Source organism: Pseudooceanicola aestuariicola (assembly GCF_045763785.1).
Lineage (GTDB): Bacteria > Pseudomonadota > Alphaproteobacteria > Rhodobacterales > Rhodobacteraceae > Pseudooceanicola.
This window is the reverse complement of the sequence record NZ_JBJGSF010000001.1, coordinates 1,540,543-1,561,360: the sequence shown is the minus strand read 5'-3', so window position 1 is coordinate 1,561,360 and position 20,818 is coordinate 1,540,543. Positions and strand designations below refer to the sequence as shown.

At 61.0% G+C, this 20,818-nt stretch carries 22 protein-coding genes; 6 read left to right on the top strand and 16 right to left on the bottom strand.

Annotated elements, in window-relative coordinates; genetic code table 11:
* Positions 1–15: 15 nt before the first annotated feature.
* The 10 genes from phoB to ACI3GR_RS07175 form a co-directional block, all read right to left on the bottom strand.
* Positions 16–702, bottom strand: a complete 687-nt coding sequence (phoB, locus tag ACI3GR_RS07220; protein WP_407493408.1) for a phosphate regulon transcriptional regulator PhoB — start codon at positions 700–702, stop codon at positions 16–18.
* 11 nt (positions 703–713) lie between these two features.
* Positions 714–1,439, bottom strand: a complete 726-nt coding sequence (phoU, locus tag ACI3GR_RS07215) for a phosphate signaling complex protein PhoU (protein WP_407493407.1) — start codon at positions 1,437–1,439, stop codon at positions 714–716.
* A 20-nt stretch (positions 1,440–1,459) separates the two neighbouring features.
* Positions 1,460–2,257, bottom strand: coding sequence for a phosphate ABC transporter ATP-binding protein PstB (gene pstB, locus ACI3GR_RS07210; RefSeq protein WP_407493405.1), 798 nt, complete (start codon positions 2,255–2,257; stop codon positions 1,460–1,462).
* Positions 2,258–2,270: 13 nt separating this feature from the next.
* Positions 2,271–3,635, bottom strand: coding sequence for a phosphate ABC transporter permease PstA (gene pstA / locus ACI3GR_RS07205; RefSeq protein WP_407493404.1), 1,365 nt, complete (start codon positions 3,633–3,635; stop codon positions 2,271–2,273).
* Positions 3,632–5,092 carry a phosphate ABC transporter permease subunit PstC gene (gene pstC / locus ACI3GR_RS07200; protein WP_407493402.1) on the bottom strand — a complete coding sequence of 487 codons (1,461 nt, stop codon included), beginning with the start codon at positions 5,090–5,092 and terminating at the stop codon, positions 3,632–3,634. Before pstC ends, pstA begins: the two co-directional genes overlap by 4 nt.
* Before the next feature lie 96 nt (positions 5,093–5,188).
* Complete coding sequence (locus ACI3GR_RS07195; protein WP_407493401.1) at positions 5,189–6,229, bottom strand: substrate-binding domain-containing protein; 1,041 nt, start codon at positions 6,227–6,229, stop codon at positions 5,189–5,191.
* 233 nt (positions 6,230–6,462) lie between these two features.
* Positions 6,463–7,503 carry a sensor histidine kinase gene (locus tag ACI3GR_RS07190; protein WP_407493400.1) on the bottom strand — a complete coding sequence of 347 codons (1,041 nt, stop codon included), beginning with the start codon at positions 7,501–7,503 and terminating at the stop codon, positions 6,463–6,465.
* 18 nt (positions 7,504–7,521) lie between these two features.
* The gene (locus ACI3GR_RS07185; RefSeq protein ID WP_407493398.1) at positions 7,522–8,046 is read right to left on the bottom strand and encodes a gamma carbonic anhydrase family protein; all 525 of its coding nucleotides are present in this window, start codon (positions 8,044–8,046) and stop codon (positions 7,522–7,524) included.
* Positions 8,043–8,696, bottom strand: a complete 654-nt coding sequence (gene gmk, locus ACI3GR_RS07180; protein WP_407493397.1) for a guanylate kinase — start codon at positions 8,694–8,696, stop codon at positions 8,043–8,045. The genes ACI3GR_RS07185 and gmk overlap by 4 nt, the downstream gene beginning before the upstream one ends.
* Positions 8,697–8,907: 211 nt before the next feature.
* A complete protein-coding gene (locus ACI3GR_RS07175; RefSeq protein ID WP_407493396.1) occupies positions 8,908–9,798 on the bottom strand; it encodes a YicC/YloC family endoribonuclease in 891 nt (296 codons plus the stop codon).
* Between the two features lie 293 nt (positions 9,799–10,091).
* Between ACI3GR_RS07175 and ACI3GR_RS07170 the strand changes: the two genes are divergently transcribed.
* Entirely contained in the window at positions 10,092–10,724 is a 633-nt protein-coding gene (locus tag ACI3GR_RS07170; RefSeq protein ID WP_407493395.1) for a PAS domain-containing protein, read from the top strand.
* Between the two features lie 84 nt (positions 10,725–10,808).
* Here ACI3GR_RS07170 and ACI3GR_RS07165 read toward each other — a convergent pair whose 3' ends face one another.
* Positions 10,809–12,176 (bottom strand): class II 3-deoxy-7-phosphoheptulonate synthase, encoded by a 1,368-nt coding sequence (locus tag ACI3GR_RS07165; RefSeq protein ID WP_407493394.1) that lies wholly within the window; start codon positions 12,174–12,176, stop codon positions 10,809–10,811.
* 183 nt (positions 12,177–12,359) lie between these two features.
* Here ACI3GR_RS07165 and ACI3GR_RS07160 point away from each other — a divergent pair, with 183 nt between their 5' ends.
* Positions 12,360–13,328 (top strand): GlxA family transcriptional regulator, encoded by a 969-nt coding sequence (locus ACI3GR_RS07160; RefSeq protein WP_407493393.1) that lies wholly within the window; start codon positions 12,360–12,362, stop codon positions 13,326–13,328.
* 71 nt (positions 13,329–13,399) lie between these two features.
* Here ACI3GR_RS07160 and ACI3GR_RS07155 read toward each other — a convergent pair whose 3' ends face one another.
* The gene (locus tag ACI3GR_RS07155) at positions 13,400–14,503 is read right to left on the bottom strand and encodes a PA0069 family radical SAM protein (RefSeq protein ID WP_407493392.1); all 1,104 of its coding nucleotides are present in this window, start codon (positions 14,501–14,503) and stop codon (positions 13,400–13,402) included.
* A gap of 216 nt (positions 14,504–14,719) precedes the next feature.
* On the opposite strand from ACI3GR_RS07155, the gene ACI3GR_RS07150 reads away from it, so the two are divergent.
* Genes ACI3GR_RS07150 through ACI3GR_RS07140 form a run of 3 tightly spaced genes read left to right on the top strand, consistent with a single transcriptional unit; the run spans position 14,720 to position 16,587 of the window.
* Positions 14,720–15,421: a corrinoid protein gene (locus ACI3GR_RS07150; RefSeq protein ID WP_407493391.1), complete on the top strand. Its 702-nt coding sequence runs from the start codon at positions 14,720–14,722 to the stop codon at positions 15,419–15,421.
* Positions 15,422–15,445: 24 nt separating this feature from the next.
* A complete protein-coding gene (locus ACI3GR_RS07145) occupies positions 15,446–16,078 on the top strand; it encodes a DUF1638 domain-containing protein (RefSeq protein ID WP_407493390.1) in 633 nt (210 codons plus the stop codon).
* Entirely contained in the window at positions 16,075–16,587 is a 513-nt protein-coding gene (locus tag ACI3GR_RS07140; protein WP_407493389.1) for a hypothetical protein, read from the top strand. Before ACI3GR_RS07145 ends, ACI3GR_RS07140 begins: the two co-directional genes overlap by 4 nt.
* 149 nt (positions 16,588–16,736) lie before the next feature.
* Here the strand turns inward: ACI3GR_RS07140 and ACI3GR_RS07135 are convergent, their stop codons facing one another.
* Positions 16,737–17,138 (bottom strand): SufE family protein, encoded by a 402-nt coding sequence (locus tag ACI3GR_RS07135; RefSeq protein WP_407493388.1) that lies wholly within the window; start codon positions 17,136–17,138, stop codon positions 16,737–16,739.
* Between the two features lie 120 nt (positions 17,139–17,258).
* Here ACI3GR_RS07135 and ACI3GR_RS07130 point away from each other — a divergent pair, with 120 nt between their 5' ends.
* Positions 17,259–17,753: a hypothetical protein gene (locus tag ACI3GR_RS07130; protein WP_407493387.1), complete on the top strand. Its 495-nt coding sequence runs from the start codon at positions 17,259–17,261 to the stop codon at positions 17,751–17,753.
* 60 nt (positions 17,754–17,813) lie between these two features.
* Here ACI3GR_RS07130 and rnd read toward each other — a convergent pair whose 3' ends face one another.
* From rnd to purM, 3 genes are all read right to left on the bottom strand, one after another.
* Positions 17,814–18,971, bottom strand: coding sequence for a ribonuclease D (gene rnd, locus ACI3GR_RS07125; RefSeq protein ID WP_407493386.1), 1,158 nt, complete (start codon positions 18,969–18,971; stop codon positions 17,814–17,816).
* Between the two features lie 110 nt (positions 18,972–19,081).
* On the bottom strand, positions 19,082–19,693 hold the full coding sequence (purN, locus tag ACI3GR_RS07120; protein ID WP_407493384.1) for a phosphoribosylglycinamide formyltransferase: 612 nt from the start codon (positions 19,691–19,693) through the stop codon (positions 19,082–19,084).
* Positions 19,690–20,736, bottom strand: coding sequence for a phosphoribosylformylglycinamidine cyclo-ligase (purM, locus tag ACI3GR_RS07115; RefSeq protein ID WP_407493383.1), 1,047 nt, complete (start codon positions 20,734–20,736; stop codon positions 19,690–19,692). The genes purN and purM overlap by 4 nt, the downstream gene beginning before the upstream one ends.
* Positions 20,737–20,818 lie beyond the last annotated feature (82 nt).

The following is a 20,818-nucleotide window of genomic DNA, read 5'->3' as shown; positions in this document are numbered from 1 at the left end:
CGACCCGGTCCGGGATCACCCCAGAGCGTAGCCTGCCCCGCGAACCGTGCGCAGCGGATCGTCGCCACCATGCTGGCACAGCGCCTTGCGAAGCCGTCCGATATGCACATCGACCGTCCGGGTATCGACATAGATGTCGCGGCCCCAGACGCGGTCCAAAAGCTGCTCACGGCTCCAGACACGGCCGGGTTTTTCCATGAAGGTGCTCAGCAGCCGGAATTCGGTCGGGCCAAGCTTCAGCACGTCGCCGCCGCGCGTCACGCGGTGGGTTTCGCTGTCCAGCACAATGTCTTCGTATTCCAGCCGTTCGCCTACCGACGACGGACGCGTGCGGCGCAGTTGGGCGCGCACACGGGCCATCAGTTCGATCACCGAATAAGGTTTGACCACGTAGTCGTCAGCGCCCGTTTCCAGCCCCCTGACGCGGTCTACCTCTTCCGACCGAGCCGACAGCATGATGATCGGCACACCGCGCGTGTCCGAGCGCATTTTCAGCTGACGACACACTTCGATCCCCGAGACGTTGGGCAGCATCCAGTCCAACACGATGATGTCCGGCGCGGCCTCGTTGACCAGCATCAGGGCCTCTTCGCCATTTTCGGCGCGTGTGACCTGAAATCCTTCGGCTTCAAGGTTGTAGGACAGAACTTCGCGTTGTGCGGGTTCGTCTTCGACCACCAGAACTGTGGGCTGATCGGGCATGGGCGTGTCTCTTAGATCTGGGGCGAAATGGACGGATCGGTCGAGGTCTTATCGCCCTTCTGGCGCGGCTCGTCCGGGGTTTCGCCGGTGACCAGATAGACCACCTGTTCCGCGATCGAGGTCACGTGGTCCCCCATCCGTTCGGTGTTCTTCGCCATGAAGTGCAGGTGCATGCACGCGGTGATGTTGCGCGGGTCTTCCATCATGAAGGTCAGGAATTCGCGGAACAGCGCGTTGTACATCTGATCGACGTCAGCGTCGCGGTTGATGACGTCCTGCGCTTTGGCCGGGTCACGCTGGATAAAGCTGTCGAGCGCGTCTTTCAGCATCTCGTTCACTTCGCGGGCCATGCGACGCAGCGCGGCTTGCGAGCCGTTGATCGGGCTCATCTGCGCCAGGATCGAGGTTCGCTTGGCCATGTTTTTCGCATAGTCGCCAATACGTTCGAGGTTCGAGCTGATCTTCATCACCGTCAGCACGATCCGCAGATCGCTGGCGATGGGCGCGCGCATGGCAATGACGCGGGCGCATTCTTCGTTGATCAGCTGCTCCAGCTCATCAATGGCCTTGTCGCCACGGCGGACCTTTTCGGCCAGTTCTTCATCGCGGGTTTCCAGCGATTGCGCGGCCTCGAGGATCGCGGTTTCGACCAGCCCACCCATCTTCAGGATCTTGGCCTGGATCGATTCCAGGTCACGGTCGAAGGCGGATGCTATATGCTGTTCTTCTACGGGCATTTTCTATCCTCTCCAGAGGCTTAGCCGATACGGCCAGTGATGTAGCTTTCGGTGCGGCTGTCGACGGGGTTGGTGAAAATCTGGCTGGTTTCGCCATATTCGACCAAGTTGCCGAGGTGGAAGAACGCGGTCTTTTGGGACACACGCGCCGCCTGCTGCATGGAGTGGGTCACAATGACCACGCTGTAGTTCTTGCGCAGCTCATCGATCAGTTCTTCCACCTGCCCCGTCGCGATGGGGTCAAGCGCCGAACAGGGTTCGTCCATCAACAGAACTTCGGGTTCCGTGGCCACCGCACGGGCGATGCACAGGCGCTGCTGCTGACCGCCGGAAAGACCAGTGCCGGGCGCGTGCAGGCGATCTTTGACCTCGTCCCAGATGGCGCCACGGCGCAGGGATTTTTCAACGATTTCATCCAGATCGGCCTTGTTCTTGGCCAGACCATGGATACGGGGGCCATAGGCGATGTTGTCGTAGATCGACTTGGGGAACGGGTTGGGTTTCTGGAACACCATGCCCACCTTGGCGCGCAGCTGAACCGGGTCGACCTTGGGATCATAGATGTTTTCCTGATCCAGCAGGATGTCACCTTCGACGCGGCAGATGTCGATGGTGTCGTTCATCCGGTTCAGGCACCGCAGGAAGGTGGATTTGCCACAGCCCGACGGGCCGATGAAAGCCGTCACGGTTTTGTCTTCGATTTCCACGTTCACGTCTTTGATCGCATGGTTCGGGCCATAGTAGACCTGCACGTTGCGCGCGGCGATCTTGATGTCTTTCTGGGTCAATTTCTGCTCCGATACGGGGGCGTCGTACATGTTCATTTCCTTATTACCACCGGCGCTCAAAGCGTCGACGCAGAATAATCGCAATGATGTTCATGGTCATGAGGAAGGCCAGCAGGATGATGATACCGCCCCATGCCCGTTCGTAATAGGCCGGGTCCGCACGCTTGGCCCATTCGTAGATTTGCGCCGGCATGGCCGAATTCGGGTCAATGAACCCGCTGGCCACGCCATCGGGATAGTTCGACGCGATGTAGCCCACCATGCCGATCAGCAGCAGAGGCGCGGTTTCACCAAGCGCCTGTGCAAGGCCAATGATCGTGCCGGTCAGGATGCCGGGCATGGCCAGAGGCAGCACGTGGTGGAACACCGACTGCATTTTCGAGGCCCCTACCCCAAGCGCCGCGTCACGGATCGACGGCGGCACCGCCTTCAGCGACGCGCGGGTCGAGATGATGATCGTCGGCAGCGTCATCAGCGTCAGCACCAGACCACCGACCAGCGGGGCCGACTGCGGCAGATGCGCGAACTGGATGAAGACGGCCAGACCGAGGATACCGAAGACAATCGAGGGCACAGCCGCGAGGTTCGAGATGTTCACCTCGATCAGGTCGGTCCAGCGGTTCTTGGGCGCGAATTCTTCCAGATAGATCGACGCCGCGACACCAATCGGCAGGGCCAGACCCAGCACCACCAGCATCATGAAGAACGACCCCAGCATCGCCACACCGATCCCCGCCTGTTCCGGGCGGCTTTCCGAGGCGTCGGCGCCAAGGATGAAGTCCCAGTTGAATTCCCGCTGCAACAGGCCGGCGCTGGCCAAGGCATCGGTGATGTCGAGGTGTTCGGCATCAAGGTTCTTGTCGCGCGCCAGATCTTCGCGGACCACGCGGCCCTTCATGTAGCCGTCCACGCGGGACGAGGTCAGCAGGCGGAATTCAACCGTGTCCCCGATGCGGTCGGGGTTGGCGATGACGAAGTCGCGGATTTCGGCAAGCGCCGAGGCCGAGATCATCTTTTCTAGGTCTTTTTCCTTGGCCAGCGGGTTCTCTATTCCGTTGTTGGCCAGCGTCGCGGCCATGGCCTCGATGACCAGCGGTTTGTAGCCAAAGGTCGACACCTTCTTGATCTCTTCGATGTCGCGGTTGCCGTTCTTGTCCAGCTTGTCTTCGCGCAGCTCGACCGAAACGTTGATGAACGTCTGGGTAAAGGCCGGCAGCCCGTTGCGGAAGATCGCCACCAGCAGCAGCACCAGAAAGACCAGACCGATGGTCACGGCGGCGATGCCATAGGCGCGGAAACGGGCTTCGGCGGCATTGCGGCGGCGGACACGTTTGTCCAGCGTCAACAGGCTGCTTTTGGGCGCAGACCCAGAGGCGGCACCGGGGGTGTTGGAGGTCGCGTCGGTCATTCGTATTGCTCCCGGTATTTGCGCACGATCCACAGTGCAAAGACGTTCAGGCCAAGAGTGATGACGAACAGCGTCATGCCCAAGGCAAAGGCCACCAGCGCCTCGGGCGAGGCAAAGTCCGCATCACCTGTCAGCTGGCTGACGATCTTGGCGGTGACGGTGGTCATCGCCTCAAAGGGGTTCATCGACAAGCGGGCCGCGGCCCCTGCCCCCAGCACCACGATCATGGTTTCGCCGATGGCGCGGCTGGCGGCCAGAAGGATGGCGCCGACGATGCCCGGAAGGGCGGCTGGCAAAACCACCTGCTTGATGGTTTCGGATTTCGTCGCGCCCAGCCCCAAAGACCCGTCGCGCATCGCCTGAGGGACCGAGTTGATGATGTCATCGGACAGCGACGACACAAAGGGGATCAGCATGATGCCCATCACCAGACCGGCGGTCATCACGGCGCGGCTGCCGCCCATCCAGCCTGTTCCGTCGGGGCCAAAGACAGACACCAGCGCCGGGCCGACCGTCAGCAGGGCAAAGAGGCCGTAGACGATGGTCGGGATCCCGGCCAGCACTTCGAGCATCGGCTTGGCAAAGGACCGTACGGGCGCGGAGGCGTATTCCGACAGGTAGATCGCGGCAAAGAGGCCAATCGGCACAGCCACGGCCAGCGCGATGATCGAGATGTAGAAGGTGCCCCAGAACAGCGGGATGATCCCCAGTTCCGACCCGCCGCCGAAGGATGGGGCCCATGTCAGACCAAAGAAGAAATCGGTCCAGGGATAGAGCTTGAAGAATTCTAACGTGTTGAACACAAGGCTCAGCACGATGCCGATGGTGGTCAGGATCGCGATCGAGGCCGCAAAGATCAGCAGCGCAAGAACCACCTTCTCCACCACGTTCCGGGCGCGGAAATCCTTGTTGGTGCGCATCACGGCAAAGCCAAGGCCCGCGATGGCCAGAAGGATCACCAGAACCGTGCGGATCAGCGTCCCGGTCGCGTTCAGGCTGCGGTAATCCTGCGCGGCGTTCAGAACGTAGCCTTCGACCTCTGACCCAAGCGCCACACCGACGCCCGCCAGGGTGTCACGCAGATCGCCTGCCCCATCCAGCGACGCGGCCTGCTCTGCGCTCATCGCGCCTTGGGCGACGGCCATGTCGAGGCCTTCTGCCACGCGGCGCACGTCCGACATGATTAGGTTCAGCGCGCCGGTATCGGCGTATTCGGTGCTTGGGATGGCGCCGGACACCGCGTTCTGGATCACCATCGGCTGAAGGATCAGCCAGACGACCAGAAGGCCAAGGGCGGGCACCAGCACGCTCAGCGCGGCATTATAGCCATAGTAGGCGGGTAGAGAATGAAGGTGACGTGCGTCACCCCCGGCCGAGGCCATGGCGCGGCTGCGCCCAAGACCGTATCCAACAACGGCAACGCCCAATACGATGCACAAAATCCAGATTGCCGGCATGGGATAGAGTCCTGATATTCTGGAACAAATGAACCGCCACAGGGGCGGTAAGGATAAAGGGGGGGGACGGCCCCGAAGGACCGTCCCAAGGCCGAATTACATGTTCGAGCCCATGGTCTGTTCGTCAGCAACAGCCGACTGGGTTTCCGACAGCGCAGGGTCGGAGACCAGGCCGTATTCGGACAGCGGGCCGTCGGGGCCTGCCATGTCGTCGGACACGAAGAACTCTGCGTATTCTTTCAGGCCCGGGATGACGCCGATGTGGGCTTTTTTGACGTAGAAGAACAGCGGACGGGACACGGGGTATTCGCCGGTCGAGATCGTCTCGGTCGAGGGCTCAACGCCGGACATGGTCGCGACTTTCAGCTTGTCGGTGTTGTTCTCGTAGAAGGCCAGACCGAAGATGCCGATGCCGTTCGCATTGCTGTCGATGGAGGCCAGCGTTTCGGTGTAGTCGCCGTCGATGTCGACCGAACGACCGTCGGTGCGCACTGCGATACAGGCGTCTTCTGCGTCATCTTCGGACATGCCTGCGTCCAGCATGGCCTGATGCGCGCCGGTTGCTTCACAGCCAGCGGCCAGAACTTTTTCTTCGAACACTTCACGGGTGCCGTGCTTGGTGCCGGGGATGAAGGCCAGAATTTCTTCGGCAGGCAGGTCAGCGTTGAAGTCGGACCACATGGTGTGCGGGTTGTCGACCAGTTCGCCGTCAACCACGACCTTCGGGGCCAGTGCGTTGTAGATGTCTGCGGGCTCGAACGCGTCGTAGGCCGGGCCGTCCAGCTGCGATGCAAAGACGATGCCGTCATAGCCGATGCGGACTTCGATGATGTCGGTCACGCCGTTTTCGGCACAGGCTTTGACTTCTTTTTCACGGATGGCGCGCGATGCGTTGGCCACGTCGATGGTGTTTTCGCCAACACCTTCGCAGAACCGCTTGAGGCCAGCCGAGGAGCCGCCGGATTCAACGACCGGGGTCGGGAAGTCGAAGTTTTCGCCGAAGGCTTCGGCCACGATCGAAGCATAGGGAAGAACGGTGGAAGACCCGGCAACCTGCACCTGGTCACGGGCAGTTGCGGCGGTTGCGGAAACGGCAGCGATCGCCATGGCAGAGGCGGTCAGTTTCATGAAGGACATGTCAGCTCCTGGTTATGTCTCATGGCCACCAGTTCCGGTGACCTTGGCCGACCTCCTACGGGCCGCGTTTAATCCTTTTGTGAACGTTGTGTAACAGTTTCATGACACGCTGGACTGTCGCCACGTCAGCTAGACAACCATCAGCATTTGTCCACAGGCACATCTGGCCAAACCACATGAAAAAAGGACCAGACAAGCCCTTGTTTACATGACGTTTACAATTTTGGCCGGGGTCATTCCGCCGGAAGTGACACGGTAAATCGGCTGCCTTCGCCCAAAGTGCTTTCGATCCGCAATCTTCCGCGATGGCGGTTCACGATATGCTTCACGATGGCCAATCCAAGGCCCGTGCCGCCCATTTCGCGCGATCGGTGCGAATCGACGCGATAGAATCTCTCGGTGAGTCGCGGGATATGCACATCCGCGATGCCCGGCCCCGAATCCTTGACCGTGATCGACACGCCCCGGCCGCGCAGTGCCGGGATGTCGTCGGCGACCGTCACGATCACCTCGACCAGACCGCCCTGCCCGCCGTATTTGATCGCGTTCTCAATGAGGTTGGTGAAAATCTGGCGCAGCTGGTCTTCGTCCCCGGGCACGAAAACATTATCCGCAGGACCGTGCTGATCGAACCGAACGCCCGCCTCTTCGGCCAAAGGCGCTAGGGTGCGCAGGATCGACCCGATCAGCGTCGCGACATCGACGCGCGCGGTGGGGCGCATACGTTCTTCGCCCTCGACCCGGCTCAGGGACAGCAGATCGCGGACCAGACGCTCCATCCGGTGCGATTCCCGCTGCATGATCGACAGGAACCGATCCCGCGCGGCGGGGTCGTCTTTGGCCGGGCCCTGCAGCGTTTCGATAAAGCCGATCAGCGCGGTCAAAGGCGTGCGCAGTTCGTGACTGACGTTGGCCACGAAATCTCGGCGGATCTGGCCTGCCTGTTCAACATGGGTCACGTCGTCAAAGCAGACCAGCACGCCCTCTCCTGCGCCCAGATCGACGTAGGACGCGGTGACGGCATAGGTCAGGTCTTTTCCCGCCTCGCTGGTCAGATAGCGGGTGCGGCGGGTCTGATGGTCCGACAGGCACGCGTCCACTGCGTCCAATACATTGGGCTGACGGATTGCTGTGATGAAGTGGCGGCCCACGATGGCCTGATCAAACAGCGCCTTTGCGTCGTTGTTGGCGGCAAGTATCCGTTCGCCCCGCCCAATCAGGACCGAGGCCAGCGGGATCGCCTGCAAAAGCTGGGTCAGGAAGGCTTCGGTCATGGGCTATTGCCTTATGGATCAGACGGGTTTCAACCCGCTGCGGAACCGGCGCATGTTCTGCTGGTAGAACTGGGCAGAGGTTTTCAGCTTGGCGACCCAATCCTCGCCCAGTTCCTTCACCACCTTGGCGGGGCTGCCCAGCACCATGGAATTATCAGGGATCACCTTGCCTTCGGTCACCAAAGCCCCTGCCCCGATCAGGCAGTTCTTGCCGATGACCGCGTTGTTCAGGATCGTCGCTCCCATCCCGATCAGGGAATTGTCGCCGATGGTACAGCCGTGCAGCATGGCCTTGTGCCCGATGGTGCAGTTTTCGCCCACGGTCAGCGGACAGCCCATATCGGTGTGCATGACGGTGTTTTCCTGCACGTTCGATCCGCGGCCAATGTGGATGACCTCGTTATCGCCGCGCAGGGTGGCGCCGAACCAGATCGACGCGCCGCTTTCCAGTACCACTTTGCCGATCACGTTGGCGTCGGGCGCGATCCAGAAATCGTCGTCTTCGGGGAGTGTCGGGGTAATGCCGTCTAATGCGTAAATCATTGTGTGGCCTCGAATTCTGTTTGCAGTTGGCGGACGTGGCTGGTGATGCTGGGTTGCTGCGTACGGCGCAGTCGTGCGGCGGTCAGGATGGCGCGCAGCTTTTGTTCGGTGTCGTCCAGATTGTCGTTCACAAGGACGAAATCATAAGCGTCCCAATGGCTTATCTCGTCCCAGCTTTTGCGCATCCGGTCGGCGATCACATCGGCCCCGTCCTGCCCGCGATCCTGCAGGCGGCGGTGCAATTCTGTGATCGAGGGCGGCAGCAGGAAAATCGACAGCGTGTGCTGGTTCAGAGGAGAGTTGCTGATCTGCTGCGCGCCCTGCCAGTCGATGTCGAACAGCACGTCTTGGCCTGCATCGATCGCATCCTGAACGGCGGCCCGAGGAGAGCCGTAGTAATTGCCAAACACCCGCGCGTGTTCCAGCATTTCGCCTTCTTCCACGCTGGATTTGAACGCCTCTTCGGTCAGGAAGTGGTAATCCTTGCCGTCAACCTCACCGGGGCGAGGTTCGCGCGTCGTGGCCGATACGGAAAAACGGATCGAGCTGTCCCATTCGCGTAACCGCTTGGCTAAGGTGGATTTTCCGGCACCTGATGGCGATGACAGAATGATCAGTAGACCCCGACGATCGGCTGTTTTGGCTGGCATGGGATCCCTCTTGTCTCCGCTGGTTGCGGACTGATTGGCAAATAACGCCAGAGGCTGCAAGCGCGGGGTTGGTCTGTAGGCTTTTGGTGAAAGGTCTTCGCAGAGGGCAGCGCCTGACCCGAGGGTGGGCGCAAAAGCGCCCGCCCATGGGGGCGGGTCGGGCGCTGCCCGGCGTTTCCGCCGGGCGGGACCTACGATCGGCGTAGATAAATCACTCCAGATTCTGCACCTGTTCGCGCATCTGTTCGATCACCGCCTTCAGTTCCAGCCCCGTCGCCGTCAGCTCTACGTTCTGGGACTTGGAACACAGGGTGTTGGCCTCGCGGTTGAATTCCTGCGCCAAGAAATCCAGCTTGCGGCCTGCGGGCGCGTCACTGGCGATAAGGTCGCGGGCGGCCTTGATGTGCGCGCGCAGCCGGTCGATTTCTTCGGTCACGTCGCCTTTGACCGCGATCAGCGCCAATTCCTGCGCGACGCGCTGAGGGTCAATGGCCAGATCGGCGTCCAATACGCGGGCCAGCTGCTGGTTCAACGCCTCTTTCACCGCGTCGGTGCGGGCCTCTAGCTGCGTGGCGGCTTGATCCACCAGCGCTTCGATCTGATCGAAATGATCGCTTAGGATACCGATCAGCGCCTGCCCTTCGGTCTGGCGCATCTGAACAAAGGCCTCGGCCACGGCGGTGAAATCCTGCGCCAGATGGTTCGACAGCGCCTCGGTGTCGTCCTGCTGCACGTCGGCTTCCAGTACGCCCCGGATCGACAGCAGGTCGGCAGCTTTGGAGGGCGCAAGCGTGATGCCATGGAACATCGCGCGGTCTTCGATCTGGGCCAGCGCCAGCAGCGCCTGTTCGGTCGCCGCTTCGTTCAGGGCCAGACCGCCCGATGCCTCGCTCCGCTGGATGCGCAGGTTCACGGTCACGTTGCCGCGGGCGACGCGTTTGGCCAACTGCGCCTTCAGCGCCTGTTCCAGATTGGGAATCCAGTCAGGCGTTCGAACTTTGATGTCCAGTCCCTTGGCGTTCACCGACCGGATATCCCACGTCCAGGTGTGGGGTCCGTGCTGGCCCTGCGATGACGCGAACCCTGTCATGGAATGATGCATTTGCCCGGCCCCTTCTTTCGGTTTTGGCAGGATCTATCGTGCCCAAGGCCCGATTTCCAGCCGGTGACGCCGCGTCAGAGCAGGCAAATTTCGCCTAAAGCGCGCGCCGTTAACTATTCGTTCAGAATTTTGACCAATTAAGGCGGGATCATGGCATTCTTCTCTCAGCGGGGCGGGATGCCACTTCCACCACACGTCTGCGGGGGCAGGACGGGAAGGCATAACCGCCGGAAAGACAGAACAGGACTGCCCTAATGCCTACGGATCACAATTCAGACCGCACGGTCGTCAATATGACACAATTCGCCAGCTCTAGCCGGTTTCAGCCTCTGCGAGAGGTAGAAGCCTACTGGCAGGCGATCCGCGCTGGCCGTCTGGTGCCACGCCGGTCGGACATCGATCCGCGCGGAATCGAACGCGCGTTGGAATTTGCTTTTGTCGCAGAACGCATCGCGCCCGGTCTGGGGCGCCTGCGGATCGCGGGGTCGCATCTGACAGAACTTCTGGGGATGGAAGTGCGCGGCATGCCGCTGACTGCCTTCTTTGCTACCGATTCCCGCAACCGTATCAGCGACACGCTGGAAGAGGTGTTCAACGCCCCTGCTACGGCCGAAATCTCTTTGGTGGGCGAACGTGGCATCGGCAAACCCCCGCTAGAGGCGCGGATGATACTGCTGCCACTGAAAAGCGATCTGGGTGACATTTCCCGCGTGCTCGGCTGCGTGGTGACCAAGGGCGATATCGGTCGCGCCCCTCGCCGGTTCGAGATTTCAGAGGTCAAGATCAACCGCCTGCTGGGCGATGCCTTCCTGCCGGACGAGGTCAAGGAAACGCCCGTCGCCACCGGCATGGCAGAAGCCGCCGATCCGTTCGAAGCCGCGCCGCGTCCCTACCTTCGGTTGGTGCATTCCGACGATAGCAACTAATCGTTCTGAAATAGTCCTGTCCAAAGAAAAAGTGGCGCACCAGAGGGTTGCGCCGCTTTGTTTATTCAGAACGGATGGTTTTGATTACCCGGCTTCGGCCAGACGATCAGACCGCATCGAGGTCAGTTCTTCAGCCACAAGGAAGGCCAGTTCCAGCGATTGCGACGCGTTCAGACGCGGATCGCAGGCGGTGTGGTAGCGGTCCTTGAGGTCTTCGTCGGTGACTTCTTTCAAACCGCCAACGCATTCGGTGACGTCCTGTCCGGTCATTTCGAAATGCACGCCGCCGGGGATGGTGCCTGCGGCCTGATGGGCGGCAAAGAATTCCTTCACCTCTTGCAGAACGGAATCGAAGGGCCGGGTTTTATAGCCGGTGTCCGATTTGATCGTGTTGCCATGCATCGGATCGCAGACCCAGACCACATTGGCCCCTTCGGCTTTTACCGTTTCGATCAGGCGCGGCAGGTTGTCGTTGACCTTCCCTGCCCCGAAGCGCGCGATCAGGGTCAGACGACCCATCTCGTTTTCCGGGTTCAGCTTTTTCATCAGAACCTTCAGATCGTCCGAGGTCATGGACGGGCCACACTTCAGGCCAATCGGGTTCTGCACACCGCGGCAGAATTCGACATGCGCGCCGTCGGGCTGACGGGTGCGGTCGCCGATCCAGATCATGTGGCCGGACCCCGCCAGATACTGACCAGAGGTCGAGTCGACACGGCAGAGCGCCTCTTCGTACTCCAGTAGCAGCGCTTCGTGGCTGGTGTAGAAATCCACCTGACGCAGCGCGTGCTGGCGGTCAGAGCTGACGCCTGCCGCTTGGATAAAGTCCAGCGTGTCGGTGATGCGGTTGGCCATATCGCGGAACCGCTCGGCCTCGTCCGACTCGGTAAAGCCAAGGGTCCAGCGGTGCACTTCGTTCACGTCGGCATAGCCGCCGGTCGAAAAGGCGCGCAGCAGGTTTAGCGTGGCCGCCGCCTGCGTGTAGGCCTGCAGCATCTTGGTCGGATCGGGGATCCGCGCTTCGGGCGTGAAGTCCAGATCGTTGATGATATCGCCACGGTAGCTGGGCAGTTCGACGCCATCCACCACCTCGGTCGGGGCGGACCGGGGTTTCGCAAACTGGCCTGCCATACGGCCGATTTTGACCACGGGCACCTTGGCGCCGAAGGTCAGAACCATCGCCATCTGCAGCATCACCTTGAAGGTGTCGCGGATGCTGTCTGCGCTGAACTGGTCAAAGGCTTCGGCACAGTCACCGCCCTGCAGGACGAACGACTCACCCCGCCCGGCCTTGCCAAGCGCCTGTTTCAGCCGGCGCGCTTCGCCCGCAAAGACGAGAGGCGGATATTTCGACAATTTCGCCTCGACCTGATGCAGGGCGTCCTGATCGGGATAATCGGGCATCTGCACCCGAGGCTTGTTGCGCCAGTCGTTTTTGTTCCAGCCTGCCATATCGTTTCCTCCGCCGGATGGTTCGGTCCGGGGGTTATAAACAGGGATTCTTCAAGGGGCTACCGCCAATCCGATCCTGTTGCCTATTTGGCGCGAAACGCTCTTGTGTGCGACATTCCGTTCTGACAGGGTTTTTGCCATCGCCCGTTTGCGACATCGCAGTGTCGGGTCTTAGGGATTACCATGACTGAAAAGCCGTCGCATTTTGTCTTTGTTTTGTTGGACAATTTTTCGCTTTTGTCCTTCTCATCCGCTTTGGAATGCCTGCGAATTGCCAACCGCATGGCGGGAAAGCAGCTGTACACGTGGGAAGTGCAGTCGGAACAAGGGGACAACGTGTCCTGTTCGGCGGGCTCGGTCTTTGCGTCTGATGAAAAACTGGGCGAGCTGTCGCGCGAAGACACCGTGCTGGTCTGTGCGGGGCTGGACGTGCAGAAGGCCACGACCAAGCCGCTGTTGAACTGGCTGCGTCGCGAGGCGCGCAAAGGTCTGCGGATCGGCGGGCTTTGCACCGCTGCCTACGTGCTGGCTGAGGCCGGGTTGCTGGACGGCAAACGCGCCACGATTCACTGGGAAAACCACGACAGTTTCGCCGAGGAATATGAAGAGGTTAACCTGACCAAGTCGGTCTTTGTCGTCGATGGTCTGCGCATGACCACGGCGGGCGGCACGTCATCCATTGACCTGATGCTAAAGCTAATTGCCGACCGACACGGAGAGGATCTGGCCAATTCGGTGGCGGATCAGCTTATCTATTCCTCCATCCGCACGGATCAGGACACGCAGCGCCTGTCGGTGCCGACGCGGATCGGCGTGCGGCACCCCAAGCTGAGCCAGGTCATCCAGATGATGGAGCAGAACATCGAAGAGCCGATTTCCCCCGCGGTTCTGGCGCAGGATGTGGGCATGTCGACCCGTCAGCTGGAACGTCTGTTCCGGCGGTATCTGAACCGGTCGCCCAAACGGTATTACATGGAGCTGCGGTTGCAAAAGGCGCGCAACCTGCTGATGCAGACCAATATGAGCGTTATTAACGTGGCGCTGGCCTGTGGATTTTCGTCGCCGTCGCATTTTTCCAAATGCTACCGCGCGCAATATCAGACGACGCCCTACCGGGAGCGTGGGACGCAAGGCACGCGGTTGTCGGTGTAATTTTGTCCTGCCGTTGGTGGGACGGCCCGTTCGGGATGCCTCCGGCGGTAGTATTTTTGGAAAGATGAAGATCAGCCGAACAGGCTAAGCTGGTCACCCGGGCGCGGCGGGTGGCGGAACAGGTCTGTTCGCAGCGCCGGTGTGGGATGGTTCAGGCCAAGGCGGCGGGCGGTGTTGTCGAAACGCGCGGCGACCATCTGAGCATAGACGCCCTCTCCTCTCATCCGTTTGCCCCATTGCGCGGAATAAAGCTGGCCGCCGTGCATTTCGCGCAGGCGGTTCAGGATCTTGTCGGCGCGGTCGGGGAAATGCTCTTTGGCCCAAGCCTCGACCAGCGGCGCGACCTCTAGCGGCAGGCGCAGCATAATCCAGCTGGCCGAGGTGGCGCCGGCGTCATGGGCAGCATGCAGAATCGCCTCGACCTCCGGGTCGGTCAGGCCGGGCACGACCGGAGAGACCATGACCCGCACCGGCACGCCCGCATCGCTGAGGCGGCGGATCACGTCGAGCCGTTTGGCGGGGGACGGCACACGCGGCTCCATCTTGCGGGAAATTTCCGGGTTCAGCGTTGTGACCGAGATGCCGACCGAGGCGAGGCCCTGCGCGGCCATGGGCGCAAGGATATCCAGATCGCGCAGAATGCCGGTGCCCTTGGTGACGATCGCGACGGGATGGTTGTAGTCGGCCAGCACTTTCAGACAGTTGCGCGTCAGTTCGGCCTGATGTTCCACTGGCTGATAGGGGTCGGTGTTGGTGCCCATCGCGATGGGGGCGACCTTGTAGCGGGGATTGCGCAGTTCTTTTTCCAGCACTTGGGCCGCGTTCACACGCGCGGTCAGGCGGGTTTCGAAATCCAGCCCCGGGGACAGGCCCAGATACGCATGGGTGGGCCGCGCAAAGCAATAGACGCAGCCATGTTCGCAGCCCCGGTAGACGTTAATGGACCGATCAAAGGGCAGATCGGGGCTGGTATTATAGGTGATCAGGCTGCGGGCCTGTTCCTGCCGCACCTCGGTCCTGATCTGGGTAATCTCTTCGGCGATGTCCCAGCCGTCGTTTTCCAGAACCCGGTCCTGACTGTCAAAACGGCTGACCTGATTGCTTGCCGCGCCCCGGCCGCGGCGTGCGGCGGGATCGATACTGTGTCCGTCTGTCAGCGCGCGTTTCGAAACCATGCGCCAGAATTAGAACAAAGGCGGAACATCGGCAAGTGCTCACGATCTGTTCATCTGTTTGCCCCATGATCTAGATGAGGATTTTTCGCATATAGGTCCGGCGAATATCGGGTTATGGTCGGAACATCGCGATCCTGTGTCGCAAATTGACCCACGGCCTGTCGGCAAATGCTTCAAGGCTAACACATATTTCTGCCCCAAGACTCAGGTAGGCCCATGTCGGACGAAGAAGACATCATCCTTTCAGACCTTAATGACGAAGAGCTTGTCGATCAGATGTTCGACGATCTTTACGATGGAATGAAGGAAGAGATCGAAGAAGGTGTTAGAATTCTGCTGGAACGCGGATGGACACCTTATGACATCCTCACCAAGGCACTGGTCGGAGGCATGACGATCGTCGGCCACGACTTCCGCGATGGCATTCTGTTCGTGCCAGAGGTGCTTTTGGCCGCGAACGCGATGAAGGGTGGCATGGCCATTCTGAAGCCGCTGCTGATCGAAACCGGCGCGCCCCGTATGGGCAAGATGGTCATCGGCACGGTCAAAGGTGACATCCACGACATCGGCAAAAACCTTGTCGCGATGATGATGGAAGGCGCTGGTTTCGAGGTCATCGATCTGGGCATCAACAACGCGGTTGAGGCTTATCTGGAAGCGCTGGAAACGGAATCGCCCGACATCCTTGGCATGTCTGCCCTGCTGACCACGACGATGCCCTATATGAAGGTCGTCATCGACACGATGGCCGAAAAAGGCATCCGCGACGATTACATCGTGCTGGTGGGCGGCGCGCCCCTGAACGAAGAATTCGGTCGGGCCATTGGTGCGGACGCTTACTGCCGGGATGCGGCCGTGGCGGTTGAAACCGCGAAAACCATGGTCGCGCGCAAACACAATCAGGGCGTGGGCGGCTAAGCCCCCACATCGCGGGGGGCTGTGATGCACCTGCCCAGTGATCTGGAACTGACGGAAAACGGATTGGCGGCTACGGGACGTGGCCGCCTTTTGGTTTTGGCCTGTGGGGCATTGGCGCGGGAAATCCTTGCGCTGATCCGCGCCAATGGTTGGGACCATGTGGACCTGCATTGCCTGCCTGCCATCCTGCACAACCATCCCGACCGGATCCCGGCGGCGGTGCGTGACGCGGTGACCAAGCGGCGCGGCGATTATGATCAGGTCTTCGTAGCCTATGCCGATTGTGGCACTGGGGGCGATCTGGAAAAGGTCTGCGCCGATCTGGGCGTTCAGATGATCCGTGGCCCGCATTGCTATGCCTTCTTCGAAGGGGTCGATGATTTCCTTGCGCGACAAGAGGTGTTTTCCTTTTACCTCACTGATTTTCTGACCCGGCAGTTCGACACGCTGATCTGGAAGGGCCTTAAGATGGACCGCCATCCAGAGCTGCGGGATATGTATTTCGGCCACTACCAAAGCCTTGTGTACCTTGCGCAGACCGAGGATGAGGCATTGACCGAAAAGGCGCGGGCCGCCGCCGAAAAACTGGGGCTGGCGTTCGAGCGCCGCTTCACGGGTTACGGAGAGCTGGCAACCGCGTTAGAAGCCGCGGTATGACGCAACTGCCCTCGCTCAAAGAAGATTGTGGCCAATGTGCCGCGCTGTGTTGTCTGGCCCTGTCCATCGACAAGGGCCCGCATTTCGCCATCGACAAGCCGGCAGGCGTGCCCTGCCCCAACCTTTCGGGCCACCAGTGCAAAATCCATCGCTGGCTGCGCGTCGAAGGGTTTTCAGGGTGCACGATCTATTCCTGTGGCGGTGCGGGCCAGCGGGTCACGCAAGAGCTGTTTGCCGGGCAAAGCTGGCGGGACGACAAGGCGCTGACCGTCCCGATGATGGAAGCGTTTCGCGGTATGCGCGCCATTCAGGACCGGCTGGCCATCCTAGTCACGGCGCAGGAAAGGTTCCTGATGGACAAGGACGACGCCGACCGCGTGGCCGAGATGATTAGCTGGCTTCTGCCGGATGCGCTGGATTTCGACGCGGTGCGGTTCTTTCCCGGATCGCCGCGCGAAGGTGAGATCGACGTGTTCCTGCCAAGCCTGCGGAAGTACGTGGAGCGGTAACGCGTCCCCTTTGCGGTGCTATCTCAAAACGACCGCCCGGCTGCACGCCGGGCAGCGCCGACCCGCCCCCATGGGCGGCGCTATTGCGCCACCCTCGGGACGACGCTGCCCTTCTCAAGTTAAAAAACCGGATTTGCTCGGCGAAAAGATTACGCCGCAACCTCACGGATGCGCTCGATCATCGCGCGCACACCATTGGACCGTTGGGCCGATAGGTGGTCCTGCAAGCCCAGCCGCCCCAGTTCCGCCTGCGCATCGACCTTGCCGACGTCTCCTACCGGCAGATCGTTATACAGCGCCCGCAGAACCGCGATCAGGCCGCGCACGATCATTGCGTCGCTTTCCCCGTCAAAGCGGAACACGCCATCGGACAGGGTCGGATACAGCCAGACCTGCGATGCGCAGCCGTCGACCTTGTTGGCCGGCACCTGAAGCGCGGGGTCCAGCGGATCCATCGCCTTGCCCAATTCGATGACATGGCGATAACGGTCTTCCCAATCCTCTAGAAACTCAAAATCCTCGACGATCTCTTCGAATGCAGGCTGGGCCATGGTCTCTCCTGACGTGATGAGGCTGAGGTAAGGGGCATCCGTGTCCATGTCCAGATGCGGGAACGGCTTTTCAAGCGCGTCGGGATGGGGTACCCAACTTGAAAGATAAAGAGGATGTCCATGCGCAAAACACTCCCCCTGGTGCTGATGGCGGCGATGGTTCTGGCCAGTTGTGGACGCCTTGCCGACACGCGTTTGAACCCGTTCAACTGGTTTGGCCGCGCTGAATCCCGTGCTTTGAACGCCGGTGATCGCAACCCGTTGATTCCCCGCCGCTCTGCTCTTGCTGCTGCCGCTCCGGTCGATAACCGTGGCGCAATCGGCACGATCACTGGCCTGAGCGTGGAGCGTCTGCCCAACGGTGCGATCGTTCGGGCGACGGCTGTTGCGGATATGCAGGGTGCCCATTCCATCGCGCTGCGCCGGATCGAAGGCGATGACATCCCGGACGATATGGCGCGCTATGCCTTTGTCGGCGTACAGCCGCGCGGCCCTCAGGGCACGCAGGCATCGCGTACGGTGACGGCGGCGACGCGGTTGACGGATCAGGACCTGCTGCTGGTACGCCGGATCGAGGTGGTCGGTGCCAACAACGCCATGGTCACGCGCCGCTAATTGCAGCCGGATCAACTGACATTAAGAAAAGCCCGGCGTCAGAGCGCCGGGTTTTTTTCGTTATAGCTCAACGATTTCGACGCGGCCCTTGCGCGCGGCCAGACCGACCTGCCCGTCACATAGTCGCAGGGCGTCGTTGCCAAAGACTTCGCGTCGCCAGCCGGTCAGAGCCTGCATGTCACGCTTGCCTGCCGACAGCGCGTCCAGTTCGGACGTGGCGGCGATCAGGCGGGGGGCAACCCCTGCCCCGTCGGCCTTGGCCTTCAGCAGCACACGCAGCAGATCGGCCAGCGCCGGGTCTACCTGCAGCTTGTCGTTGGTACGGTCCGGCTGAGGCATATCTTCGGGCTTCATCTCCAGCCCGGCTTTGACGGCTGCCAGAATACCATCGGCAATTTCGCCCTTACGGGCTTCGCGTAGCAGCAGGCGCGACCGGCCAAGGTCTTTGATGTCCTTGGGCTTGGTCGAGGCCAGCTCGCTAACCGCGTCGTCTTTGAAGACACGGTTGCGGGGCACGTTGTTGGTTTGCGCATAGCGTTCGCGGAATTCGGCCAGCTTTTGCACGATGGCCAGAAATTTCGGCGATGACGTGCGGGTGCGGATCCGCTGCCAGGCATCTTCAGGGCGGGTGATGTAGGTCTCGGGAGAGGTCAGGATGCCCAGTTCCTCTTCGACCCAAGCCTCGCGCTTTTGTTTGCGCAGCTTGTCGGCAAGGTATTCGTAGATCTTGCGCAGATGGGTCACATCGGCCAGCGCGTAGTTCTTTTGCGCATCGGTCAGCGGGCGGCGCGACCAGTCGGTAAAGCGGCTGGATTTGTCCAACTGCTCTTTCGCGATGCGTTTGACCAGCGTTTCATAGCCGACCTGTTCACCGAATCCGCAGACCATTGCGGCGATCTGCGTGTCGAACAGCGGCTTTGGGATCACGCCTGCATCGACATAAAAAATCTCAAGGTCCTGCCGCGCGGCATGAAAGACTTTGACGACGCTGGTGTCGCGGAAGAGTTCGTACAGTGGTTCCAGCGACAGACCATCGGACAGCGGATCCACCAGAACAGCGGTGTCGTCCGTTTCGCCGGGCATGGCCAGCTGGATCAGGCATAGTTGGGAATAATAGGTGCGTTCCCTCAGGAACTCGGTGTCGACGGTGACATAATCGTACTTGGCAGCTTCTTCGCAGAATTCGGCAAGATCTTGGGTCGTCGTAATCGTTTTCATAGGGTCAGGGTCGTCCTGAAAAAGGGCGCGGCCACCCGCGCGGAATTTTTGTCGTATAGGACATCCCTTTCCGGTTGGGAAGTGTCCCAGGGGTTGGCGGGCGCACGGGCCTAGGCGTCGGTCAGATCCACGCGGCTTCGGTCGCCTGACGCAAAGCGGCGCAGGGCGTGCGGGTAAAGGCGATGTTCCTGCACAAGAACGCGTGCGGCAAGAGTGTCGGGGCTATCATCGGCCAAGATCGGGACGCGCGCCTGCCCTAGGATGGGGCCATCGTCCAGTTCGGCGGTGACTTCGTGCACGGTGCAGCCAGCCTCTGTCTCTCCGGCTTCGATCGCGCGAGCGTGGGTGTGCAAACCGCGGTACTTGGGCAGCAGCGACGGATGGATGTTGATCATCCGGCCCGCGTAATGGCTGGTGAACCCGTCGGTCAAAATGCGCATAAAGCCCGCAAGGCAGATGATGTCCGGTTGCGCGGCGTCGATGGTCTGGATCAACTCAGCCTCAAACGCGGGGCGGTCGCCCTTATAGGGGCGGTGATCGACGACAGCCGTGGGCACGCCCCGGTCAGCGGCGTGTTTCAGCCCGCCAGCGTCAGCGTTATTCGACAGCACCAGAACCGGTCGCGCAGGGTGGTCGCCGGTCATGCTGTCCACCAGCTTGACCATGTTCGACCCGCCGCCGGAAATCAGGATGGCGACACGCTTGTGCGGCGTAGAGGTCAAAGAAGGCTGCCCCGATAGCGGACGCCCTGCCCTTCTGTGATCTTGCCGATGGGGGTCACGTCGTGACCTGCGGCGGCGAAGTGGTGCGTGGCAACCTCGACCTTGTCCGCGGGCACGACGGCGATCATGCCGATGCCGCAGTTGAAGGTTTTTAGCATCTCGGCCTGATCCATGCCGCCTTGTTCCGCCAGCCATTTGAAGATCGGCAGCAGCTCCCACGTGTCCAGATCGATGTCTGCACCCAGATCGTCGGGCAGCACGCGCGGCAGGTTTTCCGTCAGGCCGCCGCCAGTGATGTGGGCCAGCGCGTTGACGCAATCGTCCTTCACCGCAGCGATGGCACCTTTGACATAAAGCGTCGTGGGCGCCAGCAGCGCCTGACCCAGAGTGCCGTCGGCCCAAGGGCATTCGCTGTCCCAGCCAAGGCCAGAGTGTTCGACCAGCTTGCGCACCAGCGAATAGCCGTTGGAATGCACGCCGTTCGACGCAACGCCAAGCAGGACATCACCCTTCTTGACCCCACGCGGAAGGTCCGCGCCACGGTTCATCGCGCCCACGGCAAAGCCAGCAAGGTCGAAATCGCCTTCGGGGTACATACCGGGCATTTCAGCCGTTTCCCCACCGATCAGGGCGCAACCGGATTGAACGCAGCCCTCGGCGATGCCTTCGACGACACGCGCGCCGTGATCGACCGAAAGCTTGCCAGTGGCGAAATAATCGAGGAAGAACAAAGGCTCTGCCCCCTGACACACCAGATCGTTGACGCACATGGCGACCAGATCGATGCCGACGCCGTCCACCAGGCCGGTGTCGATGGCGATGCGCAGCTTGGTGCCGACACCGTCAGTTGCCGCGACCAGAATGGGATCGTCGTAGCCTGCCGCCTTCAGGTCGAAAAGCGCGCCAAAGCCGCCAAGGCCGGACATCGTTCCGGGGCGTTGCGTGCGTTTCGCAGCCGGTTTGATCCGTTCGACCAGATCGTTGCCCGCGTCGATATCCACGCCCGCGTCGGCATAGGTGATCCCGTTCTTCTTATCGCTCATGTCGGCCCTCGCTTAGGTTGCCGTTGCGATAGACCAAGGTATAGTGAATGGCAACTCGGGACGGGCCGGATCTGGACCAAAT